The sequence below is a fragment of the Ruminococcus bromii genome, assembly GCF_928721825.1.
GTDB lineage: Bacteria > Bacillota > Clostridia > Oscillospirales > Acutalibacteraceae > Ruminococcoides > Ruminococcoides bromii.
Window position 1 is genome coordinate 1 of sequence record NZ_CAKMVP010000003.1, and the last position, 25,356, is coordinate 25,356.

Sequence of the window (25,356 nt, forward strand, 5' to 3'; positions counted from 1 at the left end):
TTTTGTCAAGCAATCGCCTGTCGCTCATATTAAAGTTAGGATTGCGGCTGACAAGCTGACCTTCAAGCTTAAAGAGAATAACGGCAATCGCCTTGTGCATATCGGCAACAAGCAACGGATCGTTTGAGGTGTAGGGCGAATCCGCAAAAGGACCTTTCGGCATAAAGCGTTCAACATTTCCGCCGCCGTAAACATCCTTTGCAAAAAGCGAGAGGTCACGCAGACTTATTCCGTAGCCGACCTCGATTGTGTCAAGATTGCCGTATGAAAATGCGTTGTTAAGCGCAGCGGCAATGCAAGCCATACTGCCCGATGCCGCACCCATCCAAAGAATATCGTGATTGCCCCACTGAATGTCAACACCGTGGTGCATCATAAGGTCGTCAAGCACAATGTCAGGTCTTGCGCCTCTGTCAAAAATATCGCCGACAATGTGGAGCTTGTCAACAATAAGTCTTTTTATCGTGTCACAAAGCGAGAGTATGAAAACATCGGCTTGTCCTGCCTCAATAATTGTGTGCAGAATATTTTCGTGGTAGGTTTCACGGTCTTTTTTGCCTGAATCACCGAACATAAGCTCCTCAATGATATAGGCATAATGCTTTGGCAGAGTTTTACGAACCTTGCTTCGTGTGTATTTGGAAGAAATGTGTCGGCAGATTGCAAGCAATCTTATGAGTGTTAATCTGTACCATTCTTCAATGTCAGTTATTTCGCTTTTGTAAACACTGAGTTTTTCCTTTGGATAATAAATCAGCGTTGCAAGCTCGGCACGCTGTTCGGAGGTGAGAGTATTTGAAAAAAGGTCGTCAATCTTTTCTCTGATTGAACCCGATGCGTTGTTGAGAATATGTCTGAATGCCTCGTGCTCACCGTGAATATCGGAAAGAAAATGTTCGGTACCTTTCGGCAAATCAAGGATTGCGTGAAGATTAATCATCTCTGCTGCCGCCGACTGAATGTTCGGATACTGCTCCGAAAGTGCCTCAAGATAGAGAATATTTTCCTGCATTTGCTTTTCATCGTAATGTTTCATCAAATCCGCCTCCGAAAAAACTTTTACTGAAATCAGTGTATCACAACGCAAAAATTATATCAATATTATTGCAAAAGATTTTGCGGAATTTTCTGCAAAAACAAAACACCCGATTTCCGTTTTGGTCGGAAATCGGGCATGAAATGTGAGAATGTATGTGTGATTTATGTAAAGGAGCGTACAATGCTCCTGCGGGCGCCCAATGAGCGCCCTTACTGAATTGCGGAAATCGGTAAATTTACATAATTGAGCAGACAAGGTCTGTGTATTCGGACGGATTTTCAAGCGGAAGTCCTGCAATTAGAAGCGCCTGACTGTAGAGAACTTCGGCATACTTTTTTGCTCTGTCAACATCGCTCTTGATAAATTCTTCCATCTTCTTAACGGCAGGGTGAGAAAGGTTAAGCTCAAGCACACGCTGAGCCTTCATATTTGCGTCAGGCTGAACTGAGTTGAAATACTTTTCCATTTCAAATGAAATGCCGCCCTTTGCCGTAAGGCAAACAGGATGTGAAACAAGTTTCTTTGATGCGGTAACCTCTGCAACCTTGTCACCGAGTGTTTCCTTAACAAATGTAAGAAGTGCGTCCTTGTTTTCTTCATCCTCTTTATTTTCCTCGGTTTCAATGCCGAGGTCATCGTTCATTGCCGAACAGAATTTCTTTTCCTTATATGTCATGAGTGACTGTAGAGTAAACTCGTCAATCTCCTCTGTACAGTAAAGAATTTCGTAACCCTTTGAACGGATAAGCTCTGTCTGCGGAAGTGTGTCGATTGCAGCGGCATTTTCGCCTGTTGCAAAGTAGATGAACTTCTGGTCTTCTTTCATTCTGTCAACATATTCCGAAAGCGTAACAAGCTTTTTCTCGCTTGAAGAATAGAACATAATAAGGTCCTGAAGTTCTTCCTTGTGCATACCGTAGTCCGAAACAACACCGTATTTAAGCTGTCTGCCGAATGCAGTGAAGAATTTTTCGTAATTCTCACGGTCATTCTGAAGCATTGAAGTAAGCTCGTTTTTAATCTTCTTTTCAATGTTCTGAGCAATTGTAATGAGGTGACGGTCATGCTGGAGCATTTCTCTTGAAATGTTGAGCGAAAGGTCTGCGCTGTCAACAATACCCTTTACAAAACGGAAGTGCTCGGGCAAAAGCTCTTCGCAGTTATCCATAATAAGCACACCGCTTGAATAAAGCTGAAGTCCCTTTTTGTATTCCTTTGTGTAGTAGTCATAAGGAGCAACAGACGGAATAAAGAGCAATGCCTTGTAGGTTACAACACCCTCAACAGAAGTTACGATAGTTTTAAGCGGCTTGTCCATAGCCATAAATTTTTCGCTGTAGAACTTGTCGTATTCTTCCTGAGTAACATCTTTCTTTCTTCTCTGCCAAAGAGGAATCATGCTGTTGAGTGTTACGGTTTCCGTGTAATCCTCATATTCGGGCTTGTCGCTGTCCTTGGTTTCTTCCTTAACTCTGCTCTTTGTCATATCCATAACAATCGGGTAGCGGATGTAGTCGGAATACTTCTTGACAAGTCCCTGTATTCTGTACTGCTCAAGGAATTCGTCATAGTTTTCATCGTCTGTGTTATCCTTGATTTCAAGAATAATCTCTGTGCCGGCATTTTCCTTTTCAATCTCGCTGATTGTGTAGCCGTCTGCACCGCTTGACTGCCAGCAATATGCCGTATCCTCACCATATTTCTTTGTGTTTACGGTAATCTTCTTTGCAACCATAAATGCCGAGTAGAAACCGACACCGAACTGACCGATAATGTCAATGTCGTCCTGCTTTTCTTCCATGCTCTGCTTGAATTTGAGTGAGCCTGAGGATGCGATTGTGCCGAGGTTGTTTTCAAGGTCATCCTTGTTCATGCCGATACCGTTATCCGTGATTGTAAGAGTACGGCTTTCTTTGTCGGGCTTTAAAACGATTTTGAAATCGCCTCTGTCAAGACCGACCTTGTCATCGGTAAGAGAAATGAAGCAAAGCTTGTCGATAGCGTCGCTTGCATTTGAAATAATCTCACGAAGAAAAATTTCTTTGTGAGTATAAATTGAGTTAATCATAAGGTCGAGAAGTCTTTTTGACTCTGATTTAAACTGTTTCTTTGCCATAAAAATCTTCCTTTTCATAATAATACATAAATTAAGAAGCCTTGTTCAAAACCGCAATTTGCATAGCTTTTCACATAAGCCTCTCATCAAACTATAATTATACTACAAAAGGTCAACTGTTTCAATATATAAAAAGTCCGAATGTGTCATATAGGGCGAATTTTGGTGAAATTTGTCATTGCAATGGCGGCGTTTTCGCTTTATAATCTACTTAATAACTGCATTGAAAAAGAAAGGAGAATTAAATGACATATTCAGACGGTACAAACAGCGGATCTTCAAGAAGAAATCACTATGTGGGACAGCCTGCCGTAAAAGTCGGAAGTTCAAACTTTGACTATTACAGAAAGCCAAAGAGAAATCACGGATTTGCAAAGAAAATCGCATTTTTTGCGTACTTTCCGCTCTTGGTTTTATGGCTTGAAACCGACCTTAAAATTGCGTCGGGGTTTGATGTGCTCGGCGGTTTTACTTTCACATTCCTGTTCACAATCGTGCTTTCGGCGGTACTTGTTTTGTTGTGTTCTTTTTCAAAACGCAGAGGGGTAAACAGAGGGATTGCAACCGTACTCACGGCTGTGCTGACGATATGGTACGGTGTGCAGATGATATACTATAATGTTTTCGGCACAATGGTTGTTGTAAGCAGCGTTACAAACGGCGGTGCAGGGCAGGCATTCAATTCAATTGATATGATTATGACTGCGATAACAAGCAGAATTGTTTTTGTCATTTTACTTTTTGTTCCGCTTGCTTTCTTTATAATTTTCGGCGGAAAGCTGTTTGACTTTTCAAAGGTAAAGTTAAAAGGTAAGCTGATTGTGCTTTCGATTGCGGTAGTTTTTCAGATTGGAACTGTCCTTGCGGTAGGCATAGACCGCGAGTCTTCCGACACAAAGAGCAACTACAATCTTTATTACGGTGAATTGCAACAGGTTGCCGTGTGTGAACGCTACGGACTTTACACAATGCAAAGGCTTGACATCAGCCGCCTTATGTTCGGTTACAAAGCGAATATACGCACAAACAGCAAGCCGAAAAATAAAGAATCGACTGCCGATGAAATTACAAAAACAGAGCAGAAAGCTCAGATTATGAGTGCTGATTTTTCAAAGCTTGCAAAGAGTACAAATAATGCTGAGTTAAAGTCGCTTTATGAATATTTTGACAGCGAAGAACCGAGCTATACCAACGAATACACGGGTATGTTCAAGGGCTACAACATAATTTTCATTACAGCCGAAAGCTTTTCGCAGTATGCAATTGACAAGGATCTGACTCCGACGCTCTGTAAAATGTATAACGAGGGATTTCAATTTGAAAATTACTATTCGCCTGCGTGGGGTGTAAGCACAACTGACGGTGAATATGCAAATCTTACAGGCTTGATTCCAAAATCCGGTGTGTGGAGCTTTTCAAAGTCAGCCGAAAATAATGTAAGTTTTCCGTTCACTCTCGGTGAGCAGAGCAGAAAACTCGGTTGCAAAACAGTTAACGCTTACCACAATCACACCTATGATTACTATGACAGGGACAAGTACCTTACAAATATCGGCTATGACTACTCTGCAATCGGAAAAGGTCTTGACCTCGGTGAAAATGTGTGGCCGAATTCCGACCTCAAGATGATGCAGAAAACTGTTGACGATTACATAAATTCCGACAGCTTCAGCGTTTATTATATGACGGTCAGCGGTCACGGCGGATATTCATACAACACCATGAGCGAACGCAACGCAGACCTTGTAAAAGACCTGAAATACAGCGATGAGGTCAAGGGCTATCTTGCCGCAAACATTGAGCTTGACAAGGCAATGGAATATCTTCTTGCAAGACTTGAAAAAGCAGGCAGGCTTGACAACACCCTTATTTGCCTTACGGACGACCATTATCCGTATTCGCTTGATGAATTTGACGGTGTGTCCGAACTTGCGGGGCACAAGGTTGACACAACCTTTGAACAGTACAAAAATGCATGGCTGTTGTGGAGCGGTTCAATGAAAAAGCCCGTCAAGGTTAACACATACTGTTCAAGCCTTGATATTCTGCCCACGCTTTCAAATATGCTCGGTCTTGAATATGACAGCAGAATGTTGGCAGGTACGGATGTTTTCGGAAACAAAGAACCGTTCGTTGTGTTTGCCGACAGAAGCTGGATTTCCCAGAGCGGAAAATACAATGCGTCAACAGGCGAATACACCGCTTTCAAGGGTGCAAAGGGCAAGGATGATATTGACGAACTCAATAACAGATGCAACAACCTCTTTACCGTTTCAAGAATGATTCTCGACAATAATGTTTATGCCGAGGCTTTCGGTGATACCCATGTTACGGGAAAGTAGTTTAATGCTCAAATTTGCATTGACTGCAAGGCGAAAATAAAGTAAAATAGAACATGACAAATCCATACGGCGACAGTCAGTTTTGACTGCTGCCGTATTCCGTATATGGAATAAATAGTTTAAAATAAAATTGAGATGATTCTTTGAAAATATATAAAACTGCCTTAGTTTGTTTAATAACCTGTGCGGTTGCATTTTTCGGCTGTTCATGTTCGTTGACGGATGATTCCGAAAGCAGTGAACCAAAGAGAAGCTCTATCATAGAAAAATCCGTTACAACTCCGAGTGCACAAGATGTTGAAAACGACAAGGATTATGCAGATGTAAAAACCGATTATGCCTACGAGACGCTTACCGATGATTATGTAAAAGAACTGTATATGAGAATCGCAAAGAGTGTTGATACCGTGTATGCACCAAACATTACAACAACAGGCTCGCTTTCCGATTATCAGATTACACAGGCTGTTGAGGCATACAAAAACGACCACCCCGAAACTTTTTGGCTCAAGGGGTCAAGTCTTTTTGTTCCGTATGGTGACACAACAAGCGTAAAGCTTGATTATACTGTTCAAAATGATAAGCTTATAGCCGCCAAGAAAAAATTCAATATTGCCGTTGCTTCTGTTTTGAAGAATTTGCCCTCGGGCAATGATTTTGAAAGAGAAGAATACATTAACAACTATATAATTGATAACTGCAAGTATGACGATGCAGCGGCTGAAAACGATGATGTTCAGGGCAATGAAAACGATGCCTACGGCGCCTTGGTTGACGGTAAAGCCGTGTGTGAGGGTTACGCAAGAGCCTTTCAGCTTTTGTGCAACAAGGCGAATATTGACTGCGTATTACTTTCGGGAACAGCCGATTCAGACAATCACGCATGGAACGGTGTAAAAATCGGCGGCGATTGGTACCAAATTGATGTTACATGGAATGATACCGACGGCGAAAATAATTATGCGGAAAACGACTATTTTAACCTAACCGATGACCTTATGTTCAAGGATCATAAGCTGTCATATAAGTATTCCGAGCTTAATTCACAAACTTATTTGAGCGTTGCTACATGGTGTAATTTTTATGTTCCAAAGTGTACGGCTGAAAAGTACAACTATTTTAACTATAAGTACCCGACTGTTTCAGATCCTGATAATGCCGATGATGTAAGCCGAGCTGTTGCAAATGCTGCAAAAAACGGGGATGAATATTTCAGCATTGTTGTTGATAAGAACACCGATTTCAATTATATGTATGACAGGATGATGAATGACGGTTATCTTTATAACTGGATTTCAGAGGCTAATGAGATTAACGGTTATTCACCAAGGCTTGCGGAAAGCTGTTATGTTTATCGCAAGGATGAGTTAGGTGTGCTGACTGCTGAACTTGAATATGTTGATTAACGGCGATGTGATGAGATGTTCACTTTTGTCCGCAGTGCAGGGACACTCCGATTGAAAATTGATTTTATATAAATAAAGCTAACCAAAGGAATGATATTATGAAAAAGTATGATGTTCAGAAGTTTGAACTTTTGTCAAACGAACAGATTGCAGACGGCATTTTTGATATGAGGGTAAAAAATGACGAGCTTGCTCCGCTTGCAAAGTGCGGACAGTTTGCCCATGTTTATGTGCCTTCAAAAACTCTGCGCAGACCTATTTCGGTTTGTGACAGCGAAAACGGTGTTCTCCGCCTTGTTTACCAGGTAAAGGGTGAGGGAACAAAAATTATGTCCGAGATGAAAAAGGGCGAAAGTGTTGACATTCTCGCTCCTCTCGGCAACGGCTTTAAGATTGAAAAGGGCAAGCGTTATTGCCTTATCGGCGGCGGTATAGGAGTTCCTCCGATGCTCTACACAGCAAAGCAGTGTGAAAATCCGCTTGTTATCACAGGCTTCAGAAACAAAGATCTTATTATTCTTCAGGATGATTTCAAGAAAGCCGGTGCAGAACTTGTGCTGACAACAGATGACGGAAGTGCGGGAATCCACGGCTTTGTAACAGATGTTCTCAAAGAAAAAATCTCAGAGGTTGACGAGGTTTGTGCATGCGGTCCTACCCCGATGCTCAAGGCTATTGCCGATGTTTGCAAAGAGGCAGGTAAGCCGTGTCAGATTTCTCTTGAGGAGAGAATGGCTTGCGGAATGGGCGCATGCCTTGTGTGCGCAGTAAAGGTAAGAAAAAACGGTGAAGAAATTATGCAGCATGTCTGCAAAAACGGCCCCGTATTTAATGCTGAGGAGGTAGTTTTCAATGGCTGATTTATCTGTAAAAGTTTGCGGAGTGGAATTTAACAATCCTCTCATTGCCGCATCGGGAACATTCGGTTTCGGTATGGAATATTCAGAGCTTTATCCCCTTGAAAAGCTCGGCGGTATTTCATGCAAGGGTATCACACTTACCCGCCGTGACGGCAATCCTGTTCCGAGAGTAGCCGAAACTCCTTCCGGCATTTTGAATGCAGTAGGACTTCAAAACCCCGGTGTTGATGTTTTTATCAATGAGGATTTGCCGTGGCTCAAAAAGCAGAATACGGTTATCATTGCAAACATTGCCGGCAACACTCCCGAAGATTATTGTGCAATGGCTGAAAAACTCAGCGAAACCGATGTCGATATGATTGAGCTCAACATCTCATGCCCGAATGTCAAGAGCGGCGGAGTGCAGTTCGGAACAAGCTGTGAATCCGTAGGTGCAATTACTGCGGCTGTCAAAAAGTATTGCAAAAAACCGCTTATCGTAAAGCTCAGCCCAAATGTTACCGACATTGCATCAATCGCACAGTCGGCAGAGGCAAACGGTGCAGACGCAATTTCAATGATTAACACGCTCACAGGTATGCGTATCGACATCAACTCACGCAGACCGATTATCCGCAACAACACAGGCGGAATGAGCGGCCCTGCAATTTTCCCTGTTGCAGTAAGAATGGTTTGGCAGGTTGCAAACGCAGTTAAAATTCCGATTATCGGTATGGGCGGTATCTCAAGCTGGCAGGATGCAATCGAGATGATGATGGCAGGCGCAACTGCACTTCAAATCGGTACAGTCCTTTTTACGGATCCGTATGCGCCTATTAAGATTGCCGACGGTATGAACGAATGGCTCGACAAAAACGGAATCATGAGCGTTTCGGAAATCACAGGCACAGTTAAGCCTTGGTAATTTTGCGGAATAAAAAATAATTTAAAGTCCATAATAACCCTATCGGAGGGATATTATGGACTTTTTGCGTGCATTAATAACGGCGCCCGTTTCAATTACAGTATTGTTCTTGCTGTCAAAGTTCATCGGCAACAAGCAGATGTCAAGCCTTAATCTTTTTGACTACATCAACGGAATCACAATCGGTTCAATCGCAGCGGAGATGGCAACAGCCGAAATGTCAGACTTTTGGGCGTGTCTTGCGGCACTCATTGTTTATGTAATAATTGTTATGCTTTGTTCGTGGCTTTCGCAAAAATCAACAATGTTACGAAGATTTTTAACAGGCAAGTCTATTGTGATTTTCGACAGAGGAAAGTTGTACAAAAAGAATTTTTCGGTTGCAAAAATTGATATAAACGAATTTCTTACACGAATGCGTGAAAAGGGATATTTCAGCCTTGATGATGTCGAAACGGTTTTTCTTGAACAGAACGGCGATTTGTCGGTTCTGCCAAAGGACAAAAAGCGCCCTGCAACTCCGGATGATTTAAAAATCATTGTTCACCAAACCAGACCCGAGTCCGTGGTTATTACGGACGGAAAAATTCTCGAGAAAAATCTTGCCGAATCGGGCTATAATCTTGAATGGCTCAAAAAACAGCTTGACAACAACCGCAAACGGCTCAAAGATGTTTTTCTCGGTGTGTGTGATGATACGGGAAACCTCAAGATTTACCAAGACGGAAAGTCTGAAAGCAAGAATGATATTTTTGACTGATAAAGCGTAAAAGAATAAAATTTGCACCTTTACAGATTCGCAAAGGTGCTTTTTTAATGCACAAAAATAAAATAATACAAAAATAAATTTCACATTGCAATAATCAAAAATAATGTTATACTAAAATTGTAAGTGTGTGTCGGCAAGATTTTGCAGAACGCTTTGAAAAATCGGAAAATTTTTATAAGAAGGAAGTGCTTAAATGATTAAAAAGTTTACATCGGGCAACCCGATTGATACGCAGGCTGTTGTTGAAAAATTTAACGCTCTGCCTATTGCGGAATTTCCGCTCGGCGGCAAGTTTGAGAACGGAAATTTTGTCTTTGAATTTGATATGGCAGACAGCGACATCGTCTACGGTCTCGGCGAAGCTCCGAGAGGAATCAACAAGCGTGGTTGGGTGTATAACAGCTTTTGCAGTGATGACCCGTTCCACACCGAAACAAAGTCATCCCTCTATGCCGCTCACAATTTTCTTATGCTCAGCGGTTCAAAAACTTTTGGCATTTTTATCGACTTCCCGTCAAAAATCCGTTGGGACATCGGCTACACAACCGCAAACAAAACCGTTATCACAATTGACGGCACGGATTTTGATATATATTACATTGACGGCACAAAGCCGCTTGAAATCGTAAAAGAGTTCAGAAAATCAATCGGCACAAGCTATGTTCCGCCGTTCTGGGCATTCGGCTATCAGCAGAGCCGTTGGAGCTATCACAATGCCGAAGCTGTTGACGCTGTTGTTGACGGTTACAACAAGGCAGGGATTCCGCTTGACTGCGTATATCTCGACATCGACTATATGGAGCGTTACAAGGACTTTACTGTTGATGATGAAAAATTTCCGAATTTCAAGGACTATGTTTCAAAGAAAAGGGAGGAAGGAATCCACCTCATTCCGATTATTGACGCAGGCGTAAAAAAAGAGAACGGCTACGATATCTATGAAGATGGCAGAAAGAACGGATACTTCTGCAAAAACGAGGATGGCACGGATTTTGAGGGCGGTGTATGGCCCGGTATCGTTGGCTTTCCCGATTTTCTCCGTCCGGATGTAAGAAAGTGGTTCGGCTCAAAATATAAAATTCTCACAGATATGGGAATTGACGGTTTCTGGAACGATATGAACGAGCCTGCAATTTTCTATTCGGTAAAAGGACTTAACAAAGCACTTGACAAGGCGGCTTCTCTCAAAGGGCAGAACCTTGACCTTTCAAAATTCTTTGAACTCAAGGACACATTCGCAGGTCTTTCAAACAGTCCCGAGGATTATTCAAGCATTTACCACACAGTTGACGGCAAACAGGTTTGCCATGATCAGGTTCACAATATTTACGGTGCTAATATGACAAAGGCCGCCGGCGAATATTTTGCGGAGGAGTTCGGCAAAGAAAAAATTCTTATGTTCTCCCGTGCGTCATATGTAGGCGCTCACCGTTCAAGCGGTATCTGGTTCGGTGATAACCACTCTTGGTGGTCACATATTCTTCTTGACCTAAAAATGCTCCCGTCGGCAAATATGTGTGGCTTTCTGTACTGCGGTGCAGATCTCGGAGGCTTTAACGAAAACGCAACCCGTGACCTTGTTCTTCGTTTCCTTGCACTCGGTGTGTTTACTCCGCTTATGCGTAACCATGCCGCTCTCGGCACAAGAAATCAGGAGTGCTACAGCTTTGAAAACAGCGATGATTTCAAGGATATTGTTGAGGTTCGTTACAGACTTATTCCGTACCTTTACAGAACATTCAAAAAGGCAAGCGAAGAAAATGATATGATTTTCAGACCGCTCTCGTTTGATTATCCCGATGATAAAATTGCCCGTGAATGTGAAACACAGCTTATGCTCGGTGACGAGTGCATGATTTGCCCTGTATATGAGCAGAATGTAGGCGGAAGATATGTTTATCTCCCCGAGAACATGACTTTTGTAAAACTCAGCGGTACAAGCGTTACAACAGAAAAAATGAGCAAGGGTACTCATTATATTGAGGTTGCTCTCAATGAAGTTCCGCTCTTTATCAAAGACGGCAGGCAGATTGAACTCTGCAAGCCCGCAATGAGAACTTCTCAGCTCGACACAACAGACACAGTCATGATTCCGTAAAATTTTATTTGTACAATTATCTGTTTGCACAATCTATGGGCGAATACTATGTCAACAACATGGTTTACACTTTATACAAGGACATAGTTTACAGCAAAATCAAACACGGCAGTTGATAAAAAACTGCCGTGTTTTTGTATGTATTTAATTCAGTTTTAATCGTCAGAACTTTTTCTTTCGCTTTTGAAAAGCTTGCAGATTTCATAATAAATCGGAATTGTTAAAAATGCAATCCAACCAAATGACCAACCGCCGCAGATGTCGAGAAATCCGAAAAACATATACACAATAACGACAAGCAGGGGATAAGCAAAATGACTCGGCTTGCGTTTGTAGATTGCATCAACAAGTGTGTAATAGAGAGGAATTGTCAGAAAGCATACCCAGCTGAGTACCCAACCGAACAATACTCCGCTGAATCCCCAAACGAGGAATCCGATAACGGCAATCAACCAAAACGGAAAGTGCTTCCAAAAGCGGTGCGACTTTGAATGTTTATGCTCTTCAATGCTTTCATCATACATAACATTTCCGCTTTCGTCTGTATAGACTTTTGTTTTGCCGTTTTCCTCAACATGGATTCCGTTCCAGCCGACATCAACCTTTGTACCGTCTTTATCTTTAACATGGATTCCGTCCCTGAAATTAAGGTGAACAGAATCACCGTCCTTTGAGTCAACATGGATTCCGTGTTTGAACGAAACCTTGTCTGATTTTTTGTATGTTGTGTCGCTGTCGGCATTATTTTCGGGTTCTTCCGACTGTGTTTCGCTTTCGGTTTCTTTTTCACCTTTAAGCAATTCATCAAGCGAAACACCGTAGATATCGGCAAGAAGAATAAGATTATCCGTGTCGGGCGATGCCTCTGCACGCTCCCATTTTGACACAGCCTGACGGCTTACACCTATTCTTGCGGCAAGCTCCTCCTGACTTAGATTCATCTTTTTTCTGTACTGCAAAAGTCTGTTGGCAGTTTCAATGTTCATAAAATTTCCTCCTCAAATATTGCTTTAGGGTTTTACCTTGTGAGAAAATTATATCGGTTGCCTGCCCAAAAAAACAATACATTTCGGGTTCCATTGTCGCAACTCTCGGTTGCAACCCGTAGTTGCGACAATAAAAATCAATAAAAACGCAAAATATCCCAATATCAGAGGTCAAGACCTGTTGTAGTCTTTAAAAATTCACCAAGCTTGTCGCAGATGATTTTTACACCGCCCTCGCTGTCACTTTCAACATTGAGAGGCATAATCGGATCGTGTACCGAAAGTCTGAGCAAGAACCAGCCGTCACCGTTATCCCTGTCAAATGAAACTCTGATGCCCTCACGGTTATCATCGGCAACGCACCAGCCGTCCTGCTCCTCGGCATACTTTGTAAGGTCGGCAATAATTTTTTCACCGCAGGCTCTGAAATCTTTTTCAAGAATTTTGTATCTGATTTCTGTGCTTTCAAGCGGTTCTTTGAGTGAGGCGGTAAGCTCGTCAAGCTCCTTGCCCTCTTTTCTCATCTGAGCAGCCTTGATAATAATTTTTGTGCAGAGATACGCGCCGTCATCAAGAAAGTAGTTTTCACGCATTGCGGCATGACCCGATGTTTCAATTGCAAGCGGACAGTTGATGCCCTGAGCGTTGAGCTCAAGAGCCTTGTCGATAACATTCTTATAGCCTCTGCGATAGCGGTAATGCTTTCCGCCGAGGTCATTTTCAATAAACTGTTTAAGACCGCTTGATGTGATTGAGTCTGTAACAATCATACCGCCGTCATTGCCCTCAAGAGCAATTGCCGCCGCAACGGCTACAAGTCTGTTTCGGTTGATTTCATTGCCCTTGCTGTCAACAGCACCGCCACGGTCAACATCCGTATCAAAGATTACGCCGAGGTCTGCGCCCGATTCTCTGACAGCCTCACAGATTGAATCCATTGCCTCTTTAGCCTCGGGATTCGGCACATGATTCGGGAACATTCCGTCAGGTTCAAGATAACGGCTGCCTGTTGTGTCTGCTCCGAGAACGGAAAGCACCTTGTCGGCATAAAATCCGCCTGCACCGTTGCCTGCGTCAACAACAATCTTAAAGCCCTTGAGCGGATGCTCGTAATCTTCTGCATTAACTTCTTTTTTAATCTTTTCGCAAAGTCCCTTTGCGTAGTCGCTCATATAGTCAACATCCGTAATATTTCCGCCGTTGCTTTCTTCGGGATGTTCGCCGTTTTGTGCGTAGAGAAGAATTTCTTCAATGTCACTGCCCTCAAGACCGCCCTCACGGGTAAAAAATTTAAGACCGTTTCTGTTGAACGGGTGGTGACTTGCGGTAATTTGAAGAGCACCGTCACATCCGAGGTCAACGGTTGTCATAAACATTGACGGAGTTGATGCAAGCTGACAGCAGAGAACTTCTGCACCGCAGCGCTTAAAACGCTCGGTTGTGATTTTCATTATATGCGGTCCCGAAATACGGCTGTCACGGCCGACGGAAATTTTAAGCTCGCTCGGCTTTTTTGAAACCTTTTTAGAAAGCCAAAGCACAAAGCCGTCTGCCATATCGGCAACAACATCGTCGGTAAGGTTTACACTTTGTCCCTCAACGCCCTCGCTTGCAACTCCCCGTATGTCTGTTCCGCTTTTGAACTGTTTGTAAAAATCGTTAAGCATTTTATGATTCCTTTCTTATTTGTATGATTGCTTTTATCGACATATTAAATGGACGAAATCCCTGTCCTTACTTTTGAAAACAGGCTTTATATGATAGATTATAACTTAAAATGAGCAAAATCTCAATATGCCTGATAAATTAAGTTTGTAAAAAACAGCAGTTATATAATGCCGAAAAAGAAACAAGTTGTTGAATTTATACAATCAAATGTTATGATTGCGTTAAAAGTATATTTCCTAAAAAGCAAATACAAAGCATATTGTACAAAATTTGCAACTGTCAATTGTGCATAACTGACATTGAAATGAATTTGTGAACAAAATTTAATTGCTGAAATTGTTGACTTTTCCGAATCTTTGACTATAATAATAATTGTCAAGTAAATAGTCCGCTTGACTATCGGCTGATTTCCAATTAGCCTTACTCGAGTAAAATTGAATTATCACATAGTCGATAAATTGATCATGATTTTGCCAAATGGTAAATGGCGCACGAAAACAAAACTTTATATTTTTAAAGAATTGAATGGAGGAAATTTTATGACACCAATTCTTAGTTTACACAATGTTGATGTAACCAAATTCCTCGCCGTGCTCGATACCTGCGAGGGCAATGTATATCTCGTTACAAGCGAAGGCGACAGACTCAATCTCCGCAGCAAGCTTTGCCAGCTTGTCGGTCTTACAAGACTTATCGAAGGCGGCAAGATTGCAGAAGCAAGTATTATTTGCGAAAACAAGAACGACGAGAGCAAGCTTTTCAGACTTAATATGTTCGGCGACACAGGTAACGCCAAAGTAGGTTAATTCTGAAAACACTAACTTAAATATCTACAGTTTTCATGTTGATTTCAAAACTTCTAAACCCAAAAACAGCTGCGAGTAATCGCAGCTGTTTTTGGGTTCTGCTTTTTAATGTAAAATATCAATAAAGTGTTGATTTTGCCGATGTTTTGGGTTATACTAAACTTAATTTATTTTATGAGGCGTTAAACGCATTCGGAAAGGAATACGCTATGGCAGATACAAAAAACGAGATTATGAACGAAGAAGATCAGGGTATGCTCATCACTCTTGAAGACGAAAACGGTCAGGAAGTTGAATTTGAATTTCTTGATGTAATCGAGTTTGAGGGTACAGAGTACATTATTCTCATCGAAAATGACGAAGATGCAGACGAGGTTGTTATTCTTCAGATTAATCAGATTGACGAAGAAACAGAGGAGTATGTAAGCATTGACGATGAAGATACTCTTAACAAGGTATTTGAGCTTTTCAAAAAGAAATATGAGGGCGACATTAACTTTGAATAATTCGTTTTCATTATGAGCTTCCTCAGGGAGGCTCTTTTTTTGTGTGAATATAAACATTCTCTGCGGGAAAAATACCGTTGAGGTGTTGTGTATGACAGAAAAAGCCGGACTTGAAAAAACCGTTGTGTTTAATCTTAAATCGGCAAATGAAACTGATGTCAATAATATTGTCAATGAAAAAGGTCACGAAAGCCGTTCGTTTTATTACAAACTCGGCTTACTCTATTTTCTTAACATTGTTGACTGGATTTGCACAGAGGCACTTATCGGCAGCGGACATTTTGTCGAAGCAAATCCCGTTATGCAGCCTGTGCTTGAGAACTTCTGGCTGACATTGTTAATCAAGGGAATTTTGCCGCTTGTGCTTGTTCTGGGTTGTGCATTGATTTACAAGCTTGCCGAAATCGGCAGGAGCAAAACGGCTGAAATGCTTTTAACGGTCGGAATTGTGTCCTATGCCCTTGTAAACCTGTGGCATATTTTCAATTTTGTATTGCTCTTTTGTCGATTTTAATGTACAATAGTGGGTAACGAATTTGAAAGGGAGTGTATGTTTTGCCGGCATTATCAGTAAGAAATCTTACAATGACTTTTATCGAACGAAACCTTTTTACAGATGTTTCGTTTGATGTTGAAGAAAGAGATAAGGTGGGCTTTATCGGAGCTAACGGAGTCGGTAAAACAACTCTCTTCAAGATACTCAACGGAGAAATCAGCCCTGTTTCGGGAACTGTTACCTTTTCAAAAAATGTCCGTCCGGGATATATGGAACAGCATGCCTGCAACAATCCGAGGGCAGATGTGTATCACGAGCTGCTTTCCGTGTTCGATTATCTTTCGGATATGGAAACAGAAATTTCCGCACTTGCACATCAGATTGACAACAAGTCGGGAAACCTTGACGAGCTTGTTGAAAGGCAGACAATGCTCATTGAACAGTTTGAAAGAGCAGGCGGTCTGACCTATAAAAGCAGAACCCGTTCCGCACTTTTAGGACTCGGATTTTCCGAAAATGACTTTACAATGCCTGTCGGCAATTTAAGCGGCGGTCAGCGTTCAAAGCTCTGCCTTGCAAAGCTGTTGCTGTCGCAGAGCAATATGCTCCTCCTTGACGAGCCGACAAACCACCTTGACATTGACGCAATCGCATGGCTTGAAGGCTTTTTGAGAGATTTCAAGGGCGCAATGATTATCATCAGCCATGACCGTTATTTCCTTGATAACGTAACCAATAAGACGATTGAACTTGAACACAACCGCGCTATGGTTTATACCGGCTCTTATTCGGAATTTGTCAAGAAAAAAGAATCGGTGAATGAGTCGCTCAAAAATAAATACGAACACGACTTAAAGGAGATAAAGCGTATTGAGGGCATTGTTGAACAGCAAAAACGCTGGGGACAGGCTCACAACTTTATCACAGCCGCAAGTAAGCAGAAAGAGGCTGACAGAATCAAAGATCAGCTTGTTGCCCCCGAAAGTGAGCTTGAAACAATGCGTATGCATTTTGAGCCGAGATGTGAAAGCGGTAACGATGTTTTAATCTGCAAAAATCTTGCCAAGTCTTTTGACGACAAACAGCTTTTCAAAAATGTTGATATACATATCAGAAAAGGCGAGAGAGTGTTCATCATCGGCGGCAACGGTTGCGGTAAAACAACGCTGTTCAGAATTTTAACGGGCAAAACTCCTATGAACAGCGGAGAATATGACTACGGCGCAAATGTTGAAATCGGTTACTTTGATCAGATGCAGCAGAATCTTGATCTGTCAAAAACCGCACTTGATGAGGTGTGGGACACCTTTCCGAATATGACGCAGACCGAAGTCAGAAGTGCACTTGCGTCATTCCTGTTCAAAGGTGATGAGGTGTTTAAACCGCTTTCAAAAATGAGCGGCGGCGAGAGGGCGAGAGTTTCTCTATTGAAACTGATGCTAAAGGGCAGTAACTTTTTGCTCCTAGATGAGCCGACAAACCACCTTGACGCATCGTCAAGGGAAGAACTTGAAAAAACTTTGCTTGACTACAGCGGCACAATGCTGATTGTCAGCCATGACCGTTATTTTATAAATAAAATTGCCGACAGAATTTTACTCCTTACAAATAATGGGGTAAAGGAGTATCTCGGTAATTACGATTATTATCTCGAACGCACAACAGCCGAAAAATCGGATGCTGTTCCGACTGAGAATAAGAAAGATAAAAAAGAAAAGCCGCAGAATGATTATTTTTTACAAAAGCAGAAGCAGAGCGAAGAACGCAAAAGACAGACTAAGCTGAAAAAGGCAGAGGCTGAAATTGAGCGACTTGACGAAGAAATTGCCAAAACGCAGGAACTTCTCTCAAGTGAGGAAGTTGCCGCAGATTATGAAAAACTTATGGAGCTTTCAAAACGGCTCGAGGATTTGCAAAAACAGCAGGAGGAGCAGTACGAAATCTGGGAAGAACTCGAAAGTATGGCAGAATGACTTACAGTCGGGAGAAGTGACAAATTTCCCTTGCTTAAAGTAAAAAATTATTGTATAATAATCGCATAATATAAGCTAAATACTGTTGCACAGCAGTTTTGCGGTTGATTTTCAGATAAAAGATTAAGCGAATTAAAAAAGAAAAAGCGGCAGGCAAAATATCCTGCCGCATACATCTGCCCGTGGCGCAATTGGATAACGCAACGGATTCCGATTCCGGAGAATGGGGGTTCAAATCCCTTCGGGCAGGCCAAAACTAAAAGCACCCTTCATGGGTGCTTTTAGTTTTGGTTTGCCAAGAATCCGAAGGGATTTGAAGCCGACCGTAAAGAAAATGCCACTGTGGGGCATTTTTAGGGAGGAGCGTTTATGGAGGTATAGCTATGCACAGGACGCAACAGGCGAGGTGAGAGGTTTAGGTCTGTACAAAGTACTTCGGGCAGAAGCTGTGCCGGAAGAAAGTATGACACCCTTCATGGGTGCTTTTAGTTTTGGTTTGCCAAGAATCCGAAGGGATTTGAAGCCGACCGTAAAGAAAGAGGCTGCAAGAAAACAGCCTAACAACGAATAAATAATTTGTATAAGGTCAAACCGATTTTACAATCGACTCGATTGGCGGCCTTGCGACTGATATTTATTGAGAATATTTATAAATTTTTACAAAATCGTTCCGCCGCCCACTACATATTCACCGTCATAGAGGACTGCTGCCTGACCTTTTGAGATTGCTCTTTGCGGTTCGTCAAAGACAATGTGCAGGGTGTTATCGTCAATCTGTTCAACGATTGCATCCTTTTCGGGCTGGCTGTAACGAACTCTCGCCTTGACTTTAATCGGTTTGTCGATTTTGTCACAGGTGATGAGGTTTATGTCCGTTGCATAAAGCTCCTTTGAGAAAAGCTCGTTGTTATCGCAGAGAATAACCTCGTTGGTGTCAAGATTCTTTTCCTTAACATACATAGGGTGGGGGAGTGCAAGTCCAAGACCTTTTCGCTGACCTACGGTGTAACGGATAATTCCCTTGTGTTCACCAAGAATATGACCGTTGGTATCAACAAAATTACCGTTAGGATAAGTTCTGCCCGTGTACTGTTCAATGAATTTTGCGTAGTCCCCGTCGGGAACAAAGCAAATGTCCTGACTGTCGTGTTTTCGTGCGTTTATCAAACCAAGCTCATTTGCAATTTCACGCACCTTTTCCTTTGTATATGTGCCAAGAGGAAGAAGTGTTTTTGCAAGCTGTCTTTGTGTAAGACAGTACAGCACATAGCTTTGGTCTTTTGTGATGTCAACCGATTTTTTCAGCAAATAGCGGTCTGCACCCTTGTCATACTCAATTGTTGAGTAATGCCCCGTGACAACGCAGTCAAAGTCAAGCTCTTCTGCACGGCGAATGAGCTTTTCAAATTTGATAAAGCGGTTGCAGTCAATGCAGGGATTCGGTGTTGTACCGTTTTCATAGGCTCTGATAAAGCGGTCGATTACATTTTCCTTAAAGCTGTCCTTGAAGTTATAGACATAGTAGGGAATGCCGAGCTTGAGGCAAACTCTCCTTGCATCATCAATGTCATCAAGAGAACAACAGGTTTTTTCTCGCTTTTCACCGATATCTTCGTTATCAAAGAGCTTGAGGGTAATGCCCGTTGCGTCATATCCCATATCCTTGGTAAGAAATGCGGCAACCGAGCTGTCAACTCCTCCGCTCATTGCAATCAATGCTTTGTTAGTCATTTATTCCTCCCGAACAGATTTGCGTTCATAAGTAATTTATCAGCCGAGTCTGATCATTTCGTCAATGCACTTTCTTGCGTCTGTGATAGTCTGATCGTCAAGCTTGATTTCCTCTCCGCCGTTGCCGTTAAGGCAGTTGTAAACATCAACAAGTGTTGTTGATTTCATATTCGGGCAGATGAGCTTTAATGTAAGACCGTAGAAATTCTTGTCGGGACATTCATACTGCAAATGTTCGGCAATGCTGATTTCTGTACCGATAATGAATTCCTTTGCATCGGATTTCTTTGCATAATTCATTATGCCCGATGTTGAGCCGACATAATCAGCCATAGCAACAACTTCGGGAGTGCATTCGGGATGAACAAGAACGAGTGCGTTCGGATGAAGCTCCTTAGCCTTTTTAACATCCTCAACATTTACGCAGGCATGAATCGGACAACCTCCGTTGAGAAGCTTGATGTTCTTGTCGGGACACTGTTTTGCAACATAGTCGCCGAGGTTGCAGTCAGGGATAAAGAGAATGTTCTTATTGTCAAGATTGTTTACTATTTTAACAGCCGATGAGCTTGTTACGCATACATCGCAAATAGTTTTGAGTTCTGCCGTAGTGTTGATGTATGCAACAACTGTGTAATCGGGATACATTTTCTTAACCTGAGAAATAAGCTGTTTGTCCATCTGGTCTGCCATACTGCAGCCGGCAACAGGCTGTGCAAGGTAAACGGTTTTTTCAGGCGAAAGAATTTTGCAGGTTTCAGCCATAAATCTTACACCGCACATAAGAATGTTCTTGTTTTCGGCTTTGCTTGCGTCAACACTCAGCTTGTAGCTGTCGCCTGTGTAATCTGCAATTTCAAGAATTTCATGCGCCTGATAGCTGTGGGCAAGAATACAGACATCCTTTTCCTTTTTAAGTCTGAGAATCTGTTCCTGTATTGATGAAATATTCATAATAGCTTTCCTTTCGGTAATTTGAAATTACTACATCTTATTATACATTTACGCAACCTTATATGCAATAGCTTTTTGTATAAAAAAACAGGGTTTTTTGCACTTTCAACAAGAAACAGCCCATATTTTTGGTTGTATTTAAAAAATATTTTTGTTCCTTTAGACTTTACAAATAAATGAATATGTGCTATAATTAGGTATAAATTTTGAATAGTATCATATCCCAAAGTTAGAATGGGTTAAATTAGGAGGATTATGTGATGAAAAAGACAATTGCTGTGTTATTTGCAGTTATGATGATGTTATTGTCGGCAGTTCCCGCATTTGCTGCAGTAAGTCCTCAGCCGAGTACATTTAAATACAAGGTAGAGATTATTCCGACAGAGGGCGGTGACGGTGATTATAAGTTCACAACAGGTATTGATGAAAAGGGCGAACAGCATGTATTTATTGAGCCGCTTCCATATGACGGCTATGCTTTTGACCACTGGGAAATTTCGGGCGGTCCTTTCAGAACCGATAGCAAGTATACAGATGCTAATATGAATATTATTATTTCAGGTGACCTTGTTTGTACTCCTTATTACCGTAAGGCAAGCAGCGGCGGCACAACAGGTCCTGTTGCTACAGCTACGGCAAAGAAAGATGATTCAACAACTTCACCAAAGACAGGCGCGAGCGATGTTGTTCCGTATGTTGTTCTTGTTCTTTCACTTGCGGCTTGCAGTGCAGCTGTATTCAAGCTTGTAAAGAGCAAGTAATTCCAATTGTATTAAAAAATCAGGAGGCTTCTCAAAAGGAAGCCTCTTTTTTTAATTAAACAGCCGAGCGTAAACAGTCAATTGCTTGTTCCGCAGCGATAATATATGTTTAAAATAGTAATAAAATTATACGAAACAGTGATGATTGATTGACTTTTTAGCATTATAATGATAAAATATTACCGATTAGGAGTTTTTAATATGAGCAGAAAAAGGAACAAATTTCTTATAGCTTTGATTATATTGCTTGTCGCTGTTATCATCGGCACGCTGGCTTATATAGTCATAAAAAATCTCAATGAAAGCAATGAGCGAAAAAGTCTTGAAAATGTTGCCGGTTCATATGCGTCAAACATAGGAAACGAAACTACTTCCGCCGCAGAATCTGCAACAGAAGTGACTTCACCGTCAATCAATGTGAAAAAGGCGGATAACCCGATTGATTTCAAGTCGCTTCAACAGCAGAACAGCGATATTTATTCTTGGGTCTATATTCCCAACACAAATATCAATTATCCTGTTTTGCAAAGCCATCTTGACGATAACCTGTACCTTGACCATGATATTTACAAGAACTACAGTTTTTCGGGCAGTATTTATTCGCAGATATGCAATAAGCGTGATTATTCCGACAGGGTAACGGTTTTGTACGGACACAATATGGCGAACGGCTCGATGTTTGCAACGCTTCACCGCTTTTATGATACTGACTTTTTTAATAAGAACAAGTATATTTATGTCTATACACCCGACAGAAAACTAACCTATGAGATTGTGTCTGCATTTGAATATGATGACCGCCACATTATGAATTCATTTGATTTTTCAGACGATAAAGTTTTTTCGGATTATCTTGATATGATAGAAAATCCGCATTCTGTTTCTGTAAACAAAAGAAATATGGAGCTTACTACCGATGATAAAATTCTTGTATTAAGCACATGTTTGAACAGCGGCGACGGAAGGTATCTTGTTCAGGGAGTGCTTAAAAAAGATGAGCCAACAAAATGAAAGTTCAACCGAAACTGTAACTGAAAATATTAACGGCGCAAAGCTTGATCCGAATACACCGGAAATTCTTGAATCGAAAAGAGGAAAGAACAGCAAGGAGCATGTAAGCGATCCTTCAAGGTTGGATATAGAAGGTTATATTTTCAAGGACAGCAAGTTAATAAAGAAAAAGAAAAAAGTATATACAGATGTGTACGGAGTTGATTCCGACAGCATTGTCGTGAAGAGTAACACCACAAATCACTATAAAAAGCATAGATCAAAGTCGCATCATCACCATTCAAAGCATCGAAAGATGAAAACCTGGAAAAAGGTGCTTTTGTCAATCGGCTGTACATTACTTGGATTAGTTATACTTGCCGTAGGCACGGTTGCGTATTTGATTTATCAGGGCGGAAACGAGCTGTTTAATACGGATATTCATGTTACCGCCCCACAGGGCATTGAAACCGAGGAGAACGGTAAGTATGTTATCTACAACGGCGAAACCTACAAGTTTAACGATAAGGTGACAAATGTTCTTTGTATGGGCATAGATAAGCGTAACCTTGACGAGAACAACAACAGCAAAGTCAAGGCGAGCGGCGGTCAGGCGGATGTGCTGATGCTTGTGTCAATCGACACTTCAAACGGTAAAATCACCCTTTTTAACATTTCCAGAGATGCGATGGTTGATGTCACAATGTATTCCGCAGGCGGTGCGTATGCAGGAACGGAAAAACAGCAGATTTGTCTTTCATATGCATACGGTGACGGTAAGGAATCAAGCTGTGAAAATACCGTAAATTCAGTTCAGAGGCTGTTCTATAACATTCCGATTAACATATACTTCTCGCTTGACCTTGACGGTATAGCGGCGCTTAATGACAGCATAGGCGGGGTTGATGTTGTATCCCCCGAAACTATCGGCGATTTTGTTGAGGGTCAAAGCTATCACCTTGTCGGACAGCAGGCTGAAAGCTTTGTGCGAACCCGTGACACAAGCAAGGTTGATTCAAACAATATGCGTATGCAGAGGCAGAAGGTTTATATTCAGTCTTTTATGAATACGGTTATTCAGCAGACAAAGAAGGATTTGACCACACCGCTTGATTTGTTCAACGCTTCCGCTCCGTATTCGTGTACAAATCTTAATCCGTCAAAGGTAACATATCTTGCTCAGCAGGCTGTGCTTGGCGGTATGAACGGAATTGATATGCTGTCTGTTCCCGGTCAGGTTAAAATGGGGTCAAAGTACGCAGAATTCAATGTCAGCGAGGCAGAATTTTATCAGATGTTTTTGAGTATTTATTATACCAAAATAGAATAATAATCAAACAAATAAAATGCATCAGATTCCAAGTAAGGTTCTGATGCATTTTTGTTTTATGTGCAATGCGGTTGTTATATTGCAGCGGAATTTTCATCATATCAAAACATATTTATTGAACAAAAAAATCCGTTAGGGCAGGCGGATAATATCCGCCCTTACGACTCGGTTTGTACAGAAAACCGCAATGCTACGCTCGGGCATAATATGTTTTGTATTTAAACAAACTGTCTTCACGACCGCAATTTTCCATTTTACATTTTCAATTTTTCATTTAATTAACCTGTCTTCACGAACAGGGCGCAGCGACACGCTGCCGGCGGTTAGCCGTAAAAAAAAACAGACAGCCGATTATTGGCTGTCTGCATTTTGTTTCATATTTAATTTGATGCGGAAGTTGTTTCTTTTGAAGAAGTGCCGCCTGTGAACAATTCTTCAAAAACGAAGCTTGCAAACTTCTTTCTCTGTTCGTCAAGGTCTGAAATCTTAATTGTTGATGTGATTCTACCGTCCCATGTTTTTGTTTTATCATCGTAGTACCAAAGACCCTCTTCGGGAACATAATACTGTTTAACATCATAAGAAAGATAGGTGAGAGCGTGAGAAACAAGTGCTGTGATTTCGTCCTTCTTGAGGTTTGTTGTTACAAGAGGACCGACAGAGCTTACAATTGAAACAATCTGACCGAGGTCCGCACTCTTCATACTTGTGAACAGAGTTTCAAGAAGCTTTCTCTGTCTTGAGGTTCTGTCCCAGTCGTCACCGTCAAGACCGATTTCGTTGCCGTCCTCGCCCTTTGTAAGACCTCTGTTTCGAGCATACCAAAGAGCCTCCTGACCGTTGAGATGAACAGTACCAGGTGCGTCTGTGATAGTCGTTCTTGTTTCAGACTGGTTGTTTTTGTACATCTGATAGTTGATGTAGTCAATTTCGTCCTGAGTAACTTCCATATCAACACCGCCGAGGGTGTCGATAATCTTCTTAAAGCTGTCAAAGTCAACAACCGCATAACGGTCAACCTTGATGCCGAAGTTTGCTTCAATTGTCTGAATTGAAAGCTTTGCTCCGCCGTAGTTATAAGATGAGTTGAGCTTGTCATATCCGTAACCCGGAATATAAACATAGGTGTCACGCTGGAATGATGTCAGTTTAAGCTTTTTGTGGTTGTTATCAATGGTCATCATGATCATTGTATCACTTCTGCCGTGTTTATCGCCGTTTGAATTGTCTTCGCCAAAGAGCATAACATTAAGCTCCTTGGAGTTCTGCAGAAGCTCTCCCTCTGAAAGCGAAAGGTTTGTTGTGTCGCCCTCAAGCGGTGCAACCGATGAGTTGGTAGCTGCTGTGTTGTTGGTGTTTGTGTCGTCAAGATCCTTGAAGTTGAGAGTATCAAGGAACGAATAGTAGTAAAGCATTCCGCCGCCGCAAATCAGAAAAATCATTGAAAACACAAGGCAAAGAATCCTTTTGAGTCTGCCTTTTTTATTATATAATTTTTTGATCTGCTTGTTTGAGCTTATGTCAACAAAATTGCTTTTCTGACTGTTTTTTTCGTAATTTGGCATATTACTCCTCCAATCGGGTAAAAAGCACACAATACATAAGTATAGCTTATTATACC

At 41.6% G+C, this 25,356-nt stretch carries 21 protein-coding genes and 1 tRNA gene; 15 read left to right on the forward strand and 7 right to left on the reverse strand.

Annotation, left to right across the window (positions count from 1 at the left end):
- On the reverse strand, positions 1 to 1,036 hold a 1,036-nt coding region (locus QDI94_RS00280; protein WP_278866347.1), incomplete at its 3' end, for a fructose-bisphosphatase class III.
- Between the two features lie 238 nt (positions 1,037 to 1,274).
- Entirely contained in the window at positions 1,275 to 3,155 is a 1,881-nt protein-coding gene (gene htpG / locus QDI94_RS00285; RefSeq protein WP_118101928.1) for a molecular chaperone HtpG, read from the reverse strand.
- 245 nt (positions 3,156 to 3,400) lie between these two features.
- On the opposite strand from htpG, the gene QDI94_RS00290 reads away from it, so the two are divergent.
- The 6 genes from QDI94_RS00290 (at position 3,401) to QDI94_RS00315 (ending at position 11,534) form a co-directional block, all read left to right on the forward strand.
- Positions 3,401 to 5,497: an LTA synthase family protein gene (locus QDI94_RS00290; RefSeq protein ID WP_278866348.1), complete on the forward strand. Its 2,097-nt coding sequence runs from the start codon at positions 3,401 to 3,403 to the stop codon at positions 5,495 to 5,497.
- A gap of 143 nt (positions 5,498 to 5,640) precedes the next feature.
- Positions 5,641 to 6,903, forward strand: a complete 1,263-nt coding sequence (locus QDI94_RS00295) for a transglutaminase domain-containing protein (RefSeq protein WP_278866349.1) — start codon at positions 5,641 to 5,643, stop codon at positions 6,901 to 6,903.
- A 98-nt stretch (positions 6,904 to 7,001) separates the two neighbouring features.
- On the forward strand, positions 7,002 to 7,763 hold the full coding sequence (locus QDI94_RS00300) for a dihydroorotate dehydrogenase electron transfer subunit (protein ID WP_015522572.1): 762 nt from the start codon (positions 7,002 to 7,004) through the stop codon (positions 7,761 to 7,763).
- Positions 7,756 to 8,667, forward strand: coding sequence for a dihydroorotate dehydrogenase (locus QDI94_RS00305; RefSeq protein WP_278475112.1), 912 nt, complete (start codon positions 7,756 to 7,758; stop codon positions 8,665 to 8,667). Before QDI94_RS00300 ends, QDI94_RS00305 begins: the two co-directional genes overlap by 8 nt.
- A gap of 55 nt (positions 8,668 to 8,722) precedes the next feature.
- Positions 8,723 to 9,427 (forward strand): DUF421 domain-containing protein, encoded by a 705-nt coding sequence (locus QDI94_RS00310; protein WP_117951094.1) that lies wholly within the window; start codon positions 8,723 to 8,725, stop codon positions 9,425 to 9,427.
- A 202-nt stretch (positions 9,428 to 9,629) separates the two neighbouring features.
- A complete protein-coding gene (locus tag QDI94_RS00315; RefSeq protein WP_278866351.1) occupies positions 9,630 to 11,534 on the forward strand; it encodes a glycoside hydrolase family 31 protein in 1,905 nt (634 codons plus the stop codon).
- Between the two features lie 155 nt (positions 11,535 to 11,689).
- Here the strand turns inward: QDI94_RS00315 and QDI94_RS00320 are convergent, their stop codons facing one another.
- Complete coding sequence (locus QDI94_RS00320) at positions 11,690 to 12,520, reverse strand: helix-turn-helix domain-containing protein (RefSeq protein WP_278475104.1); 831 nt, start codon at positions 12,518 to 12,520, stop codon at positions 11,690 to 11,692.
- Positions 12,521 to 12,684: 164 nt separating this feature from the next.
- Complete coding sequence (locus QDI94_RS00325) at positions 12,685 to 14,187, reverse strand: phosphohexomutase domain-containing protein (RefSeq protein WP_101070882.1); 1,503 nt, start codon at positions 14,185 to 14,187, stop codon at positions 12,685 to 12,687.
- A gap of 540 nt (positions 14,188 to 14,727) precedes the next feature.
- Between QDI94_RS00325 and QDI94_RS00330 the strand changes: the two genes are divergently transcribed.
- The 6 genes from QDI94_RS00330 to QDI94_RS00355 all read left to right on the forward strand — a co-directional run bounded on the left by QDI94_RS00330 (position 14,728) and on the right by QDI94_RS00355 (position 18,540).
- On the forward strand, positions 14,728 to 14,994 hold the full coding sequence (locus tag QDI94_RS00330; RefSeq protein WP_101028886.1) for a hypothetical protein: 267 nt from the start codon (positions 14,728 to 14,730) through the stop codon (positions 14,992 to 14,994).
- A 209-nt stretch (positions 14,995 to 15,203) separates the two neighbouring features.
- A complete protein-coding gene (locus QDI94_RS00335; protein WP_101028887.1) occupies positions 15,204 to 15,500 on the forward strand; it encodes a DUF1292 domain-containing protein in 297 nt (98 codons plus the stop codon).
- A 91-nt stretch (positions 15,501 to 15,591) separates the two neighbouring features.
- On the forward strand, positions 15,592 to 16,014 hold the full coding sequence (locus tag QDI94_RS00340) for a DUF5658 family protein (RefSeq protein WP_278866352.1): 423 nt from the start codon (positions 15,592 to 15,594) through the stop codon (positions 16,012 to 16,014).
- A 41-nt stretch (positions 16,015 to 16,055) separates the two neighbouring features.
- Positions 16,056 to 17,969: an ABC-F family ATP-binding cassette domain-containing protein gene (locus QDI94_RS00345; protein WP_278866353.1), complete on the forward strand. Its 1,914-nt coding sequence runs from the start codon at positions 16,056 to 16,058 to the stop codon at positions 17,967 to 17,969.
- A 176-nt stretch (positions 17,970 to 18,145) separates the two neighbouring features.
- Positions 18,146 to 18,222 (forward strand) — tRNA-Arg (locus QDI94_RS00350).
- A 60-nt stretch (positions 18,223 to 18,282) separates the two neighbouring features.
- Positions 18,283 to 18,540, forward strand: a complete 258-nt coding sequence (locus QDI94_RS00355; protein WP_278866354.1) for a hypothetical protein — start codon at positions 18,283 to 18,285, stop codon at positions 18,538 to 18,540.
- An 86-nt stretch (positions 18,541 to 18,626) separates the two neighbouring features.
- Here QDI94_RS00355 and mnmA read toward each other — a convergent pair whose 3' ends face one another.
- Positions 18,627 to 19,700, reverse strand: coding sequence for a tRNA 2-thiouridine(34) synthase MnmA (gene mnmA, locus QDI94_RS00360; protein WP_278866355.1), 1,074 nt, complete (start codon positions 19,698 to 19,700; stop codon positions 18,627 to 18,629).
- Positions 19,701 to 19,739: 39 nt separating this feature from the next.
- Positions 19,740 to 20,654 carry a quinolinate synthase NadA gene (gene nadA / locus QDI94_RS00365; RefSeq protein WP_278866356.1) on the reverse strand — a complete coding sequence of 305 codons (915 nt, stop codon included), beginning with the start codon at positions 20,652 to 20,654 and terminating at the stop codon, positions 19,740 to 19,742.
- 260 nt (positions 20,655 to 20,914) lie between these two features.
- Between nadA and QDI94_RS00370 the strand changes: the two genes are divergently transcribed.
- The 3 genes from QDI94_RS00370 (at position 20,915) to QDI94_RS00380 (ending at position 23,735) form a co-directional block, all read left to right on the forward strand.
- Entirely contained in the window at positions 20,915 to 21,415 is a 501-nt protein-coding gene (locus QDI94_RS00370; RefSeq protein WP_278866358.1) for a hypothetical protein, read from the forward strand.
- A gap of 201 nt (positions 21,416 to 21,616) precedes the next feature.
- The gene (gene srtB, locus QDI94_RS00375) at positions 21,617 to 22,426 is read left to right on the forward strand and encodes a class B sortase (protein WP_278866359.1); all 810 of its coding nucleotides are present in this window, start codon (positions 21,617 to 21,619) and stop codon (positions 22,424 to 22,426) included.
- Positions 22,410 to 23,735, forward strand: a complete 1,326-nt coding sequence (locus tag QDI94_RS00380; protein WP_278866360.1) for an LCP family protein — start codon at positions 22,410 to 22,412, stop codon at positions 23,733 to 23,735. Before srtB ends, QDI94_RS00380 begins: the two co-directional genes overlap by 17 nt.
- A gap of 380 nt (positions 23,736 to 24,115) precedes the next feature.
- Here QDI94_RS00380 and QDI94_RS00385 read toward each other — a convergent pair whose 3' ends face one another.
- Positions 24,116 to 25,300 carry an LCP family protein gene (locus QDI94_RS00385; protein WP_278866361.1) on the reverse strand — a complete coding sequence of 395 codons (1,185 nt, stop codon included), beginning with the start codon at positions 25,298 to 25,300 and terminating at the stop codon, positions 24,116 to 24,118.
- Positions 25,301 to 25,356: the final 56 nt, after the last annotated feature.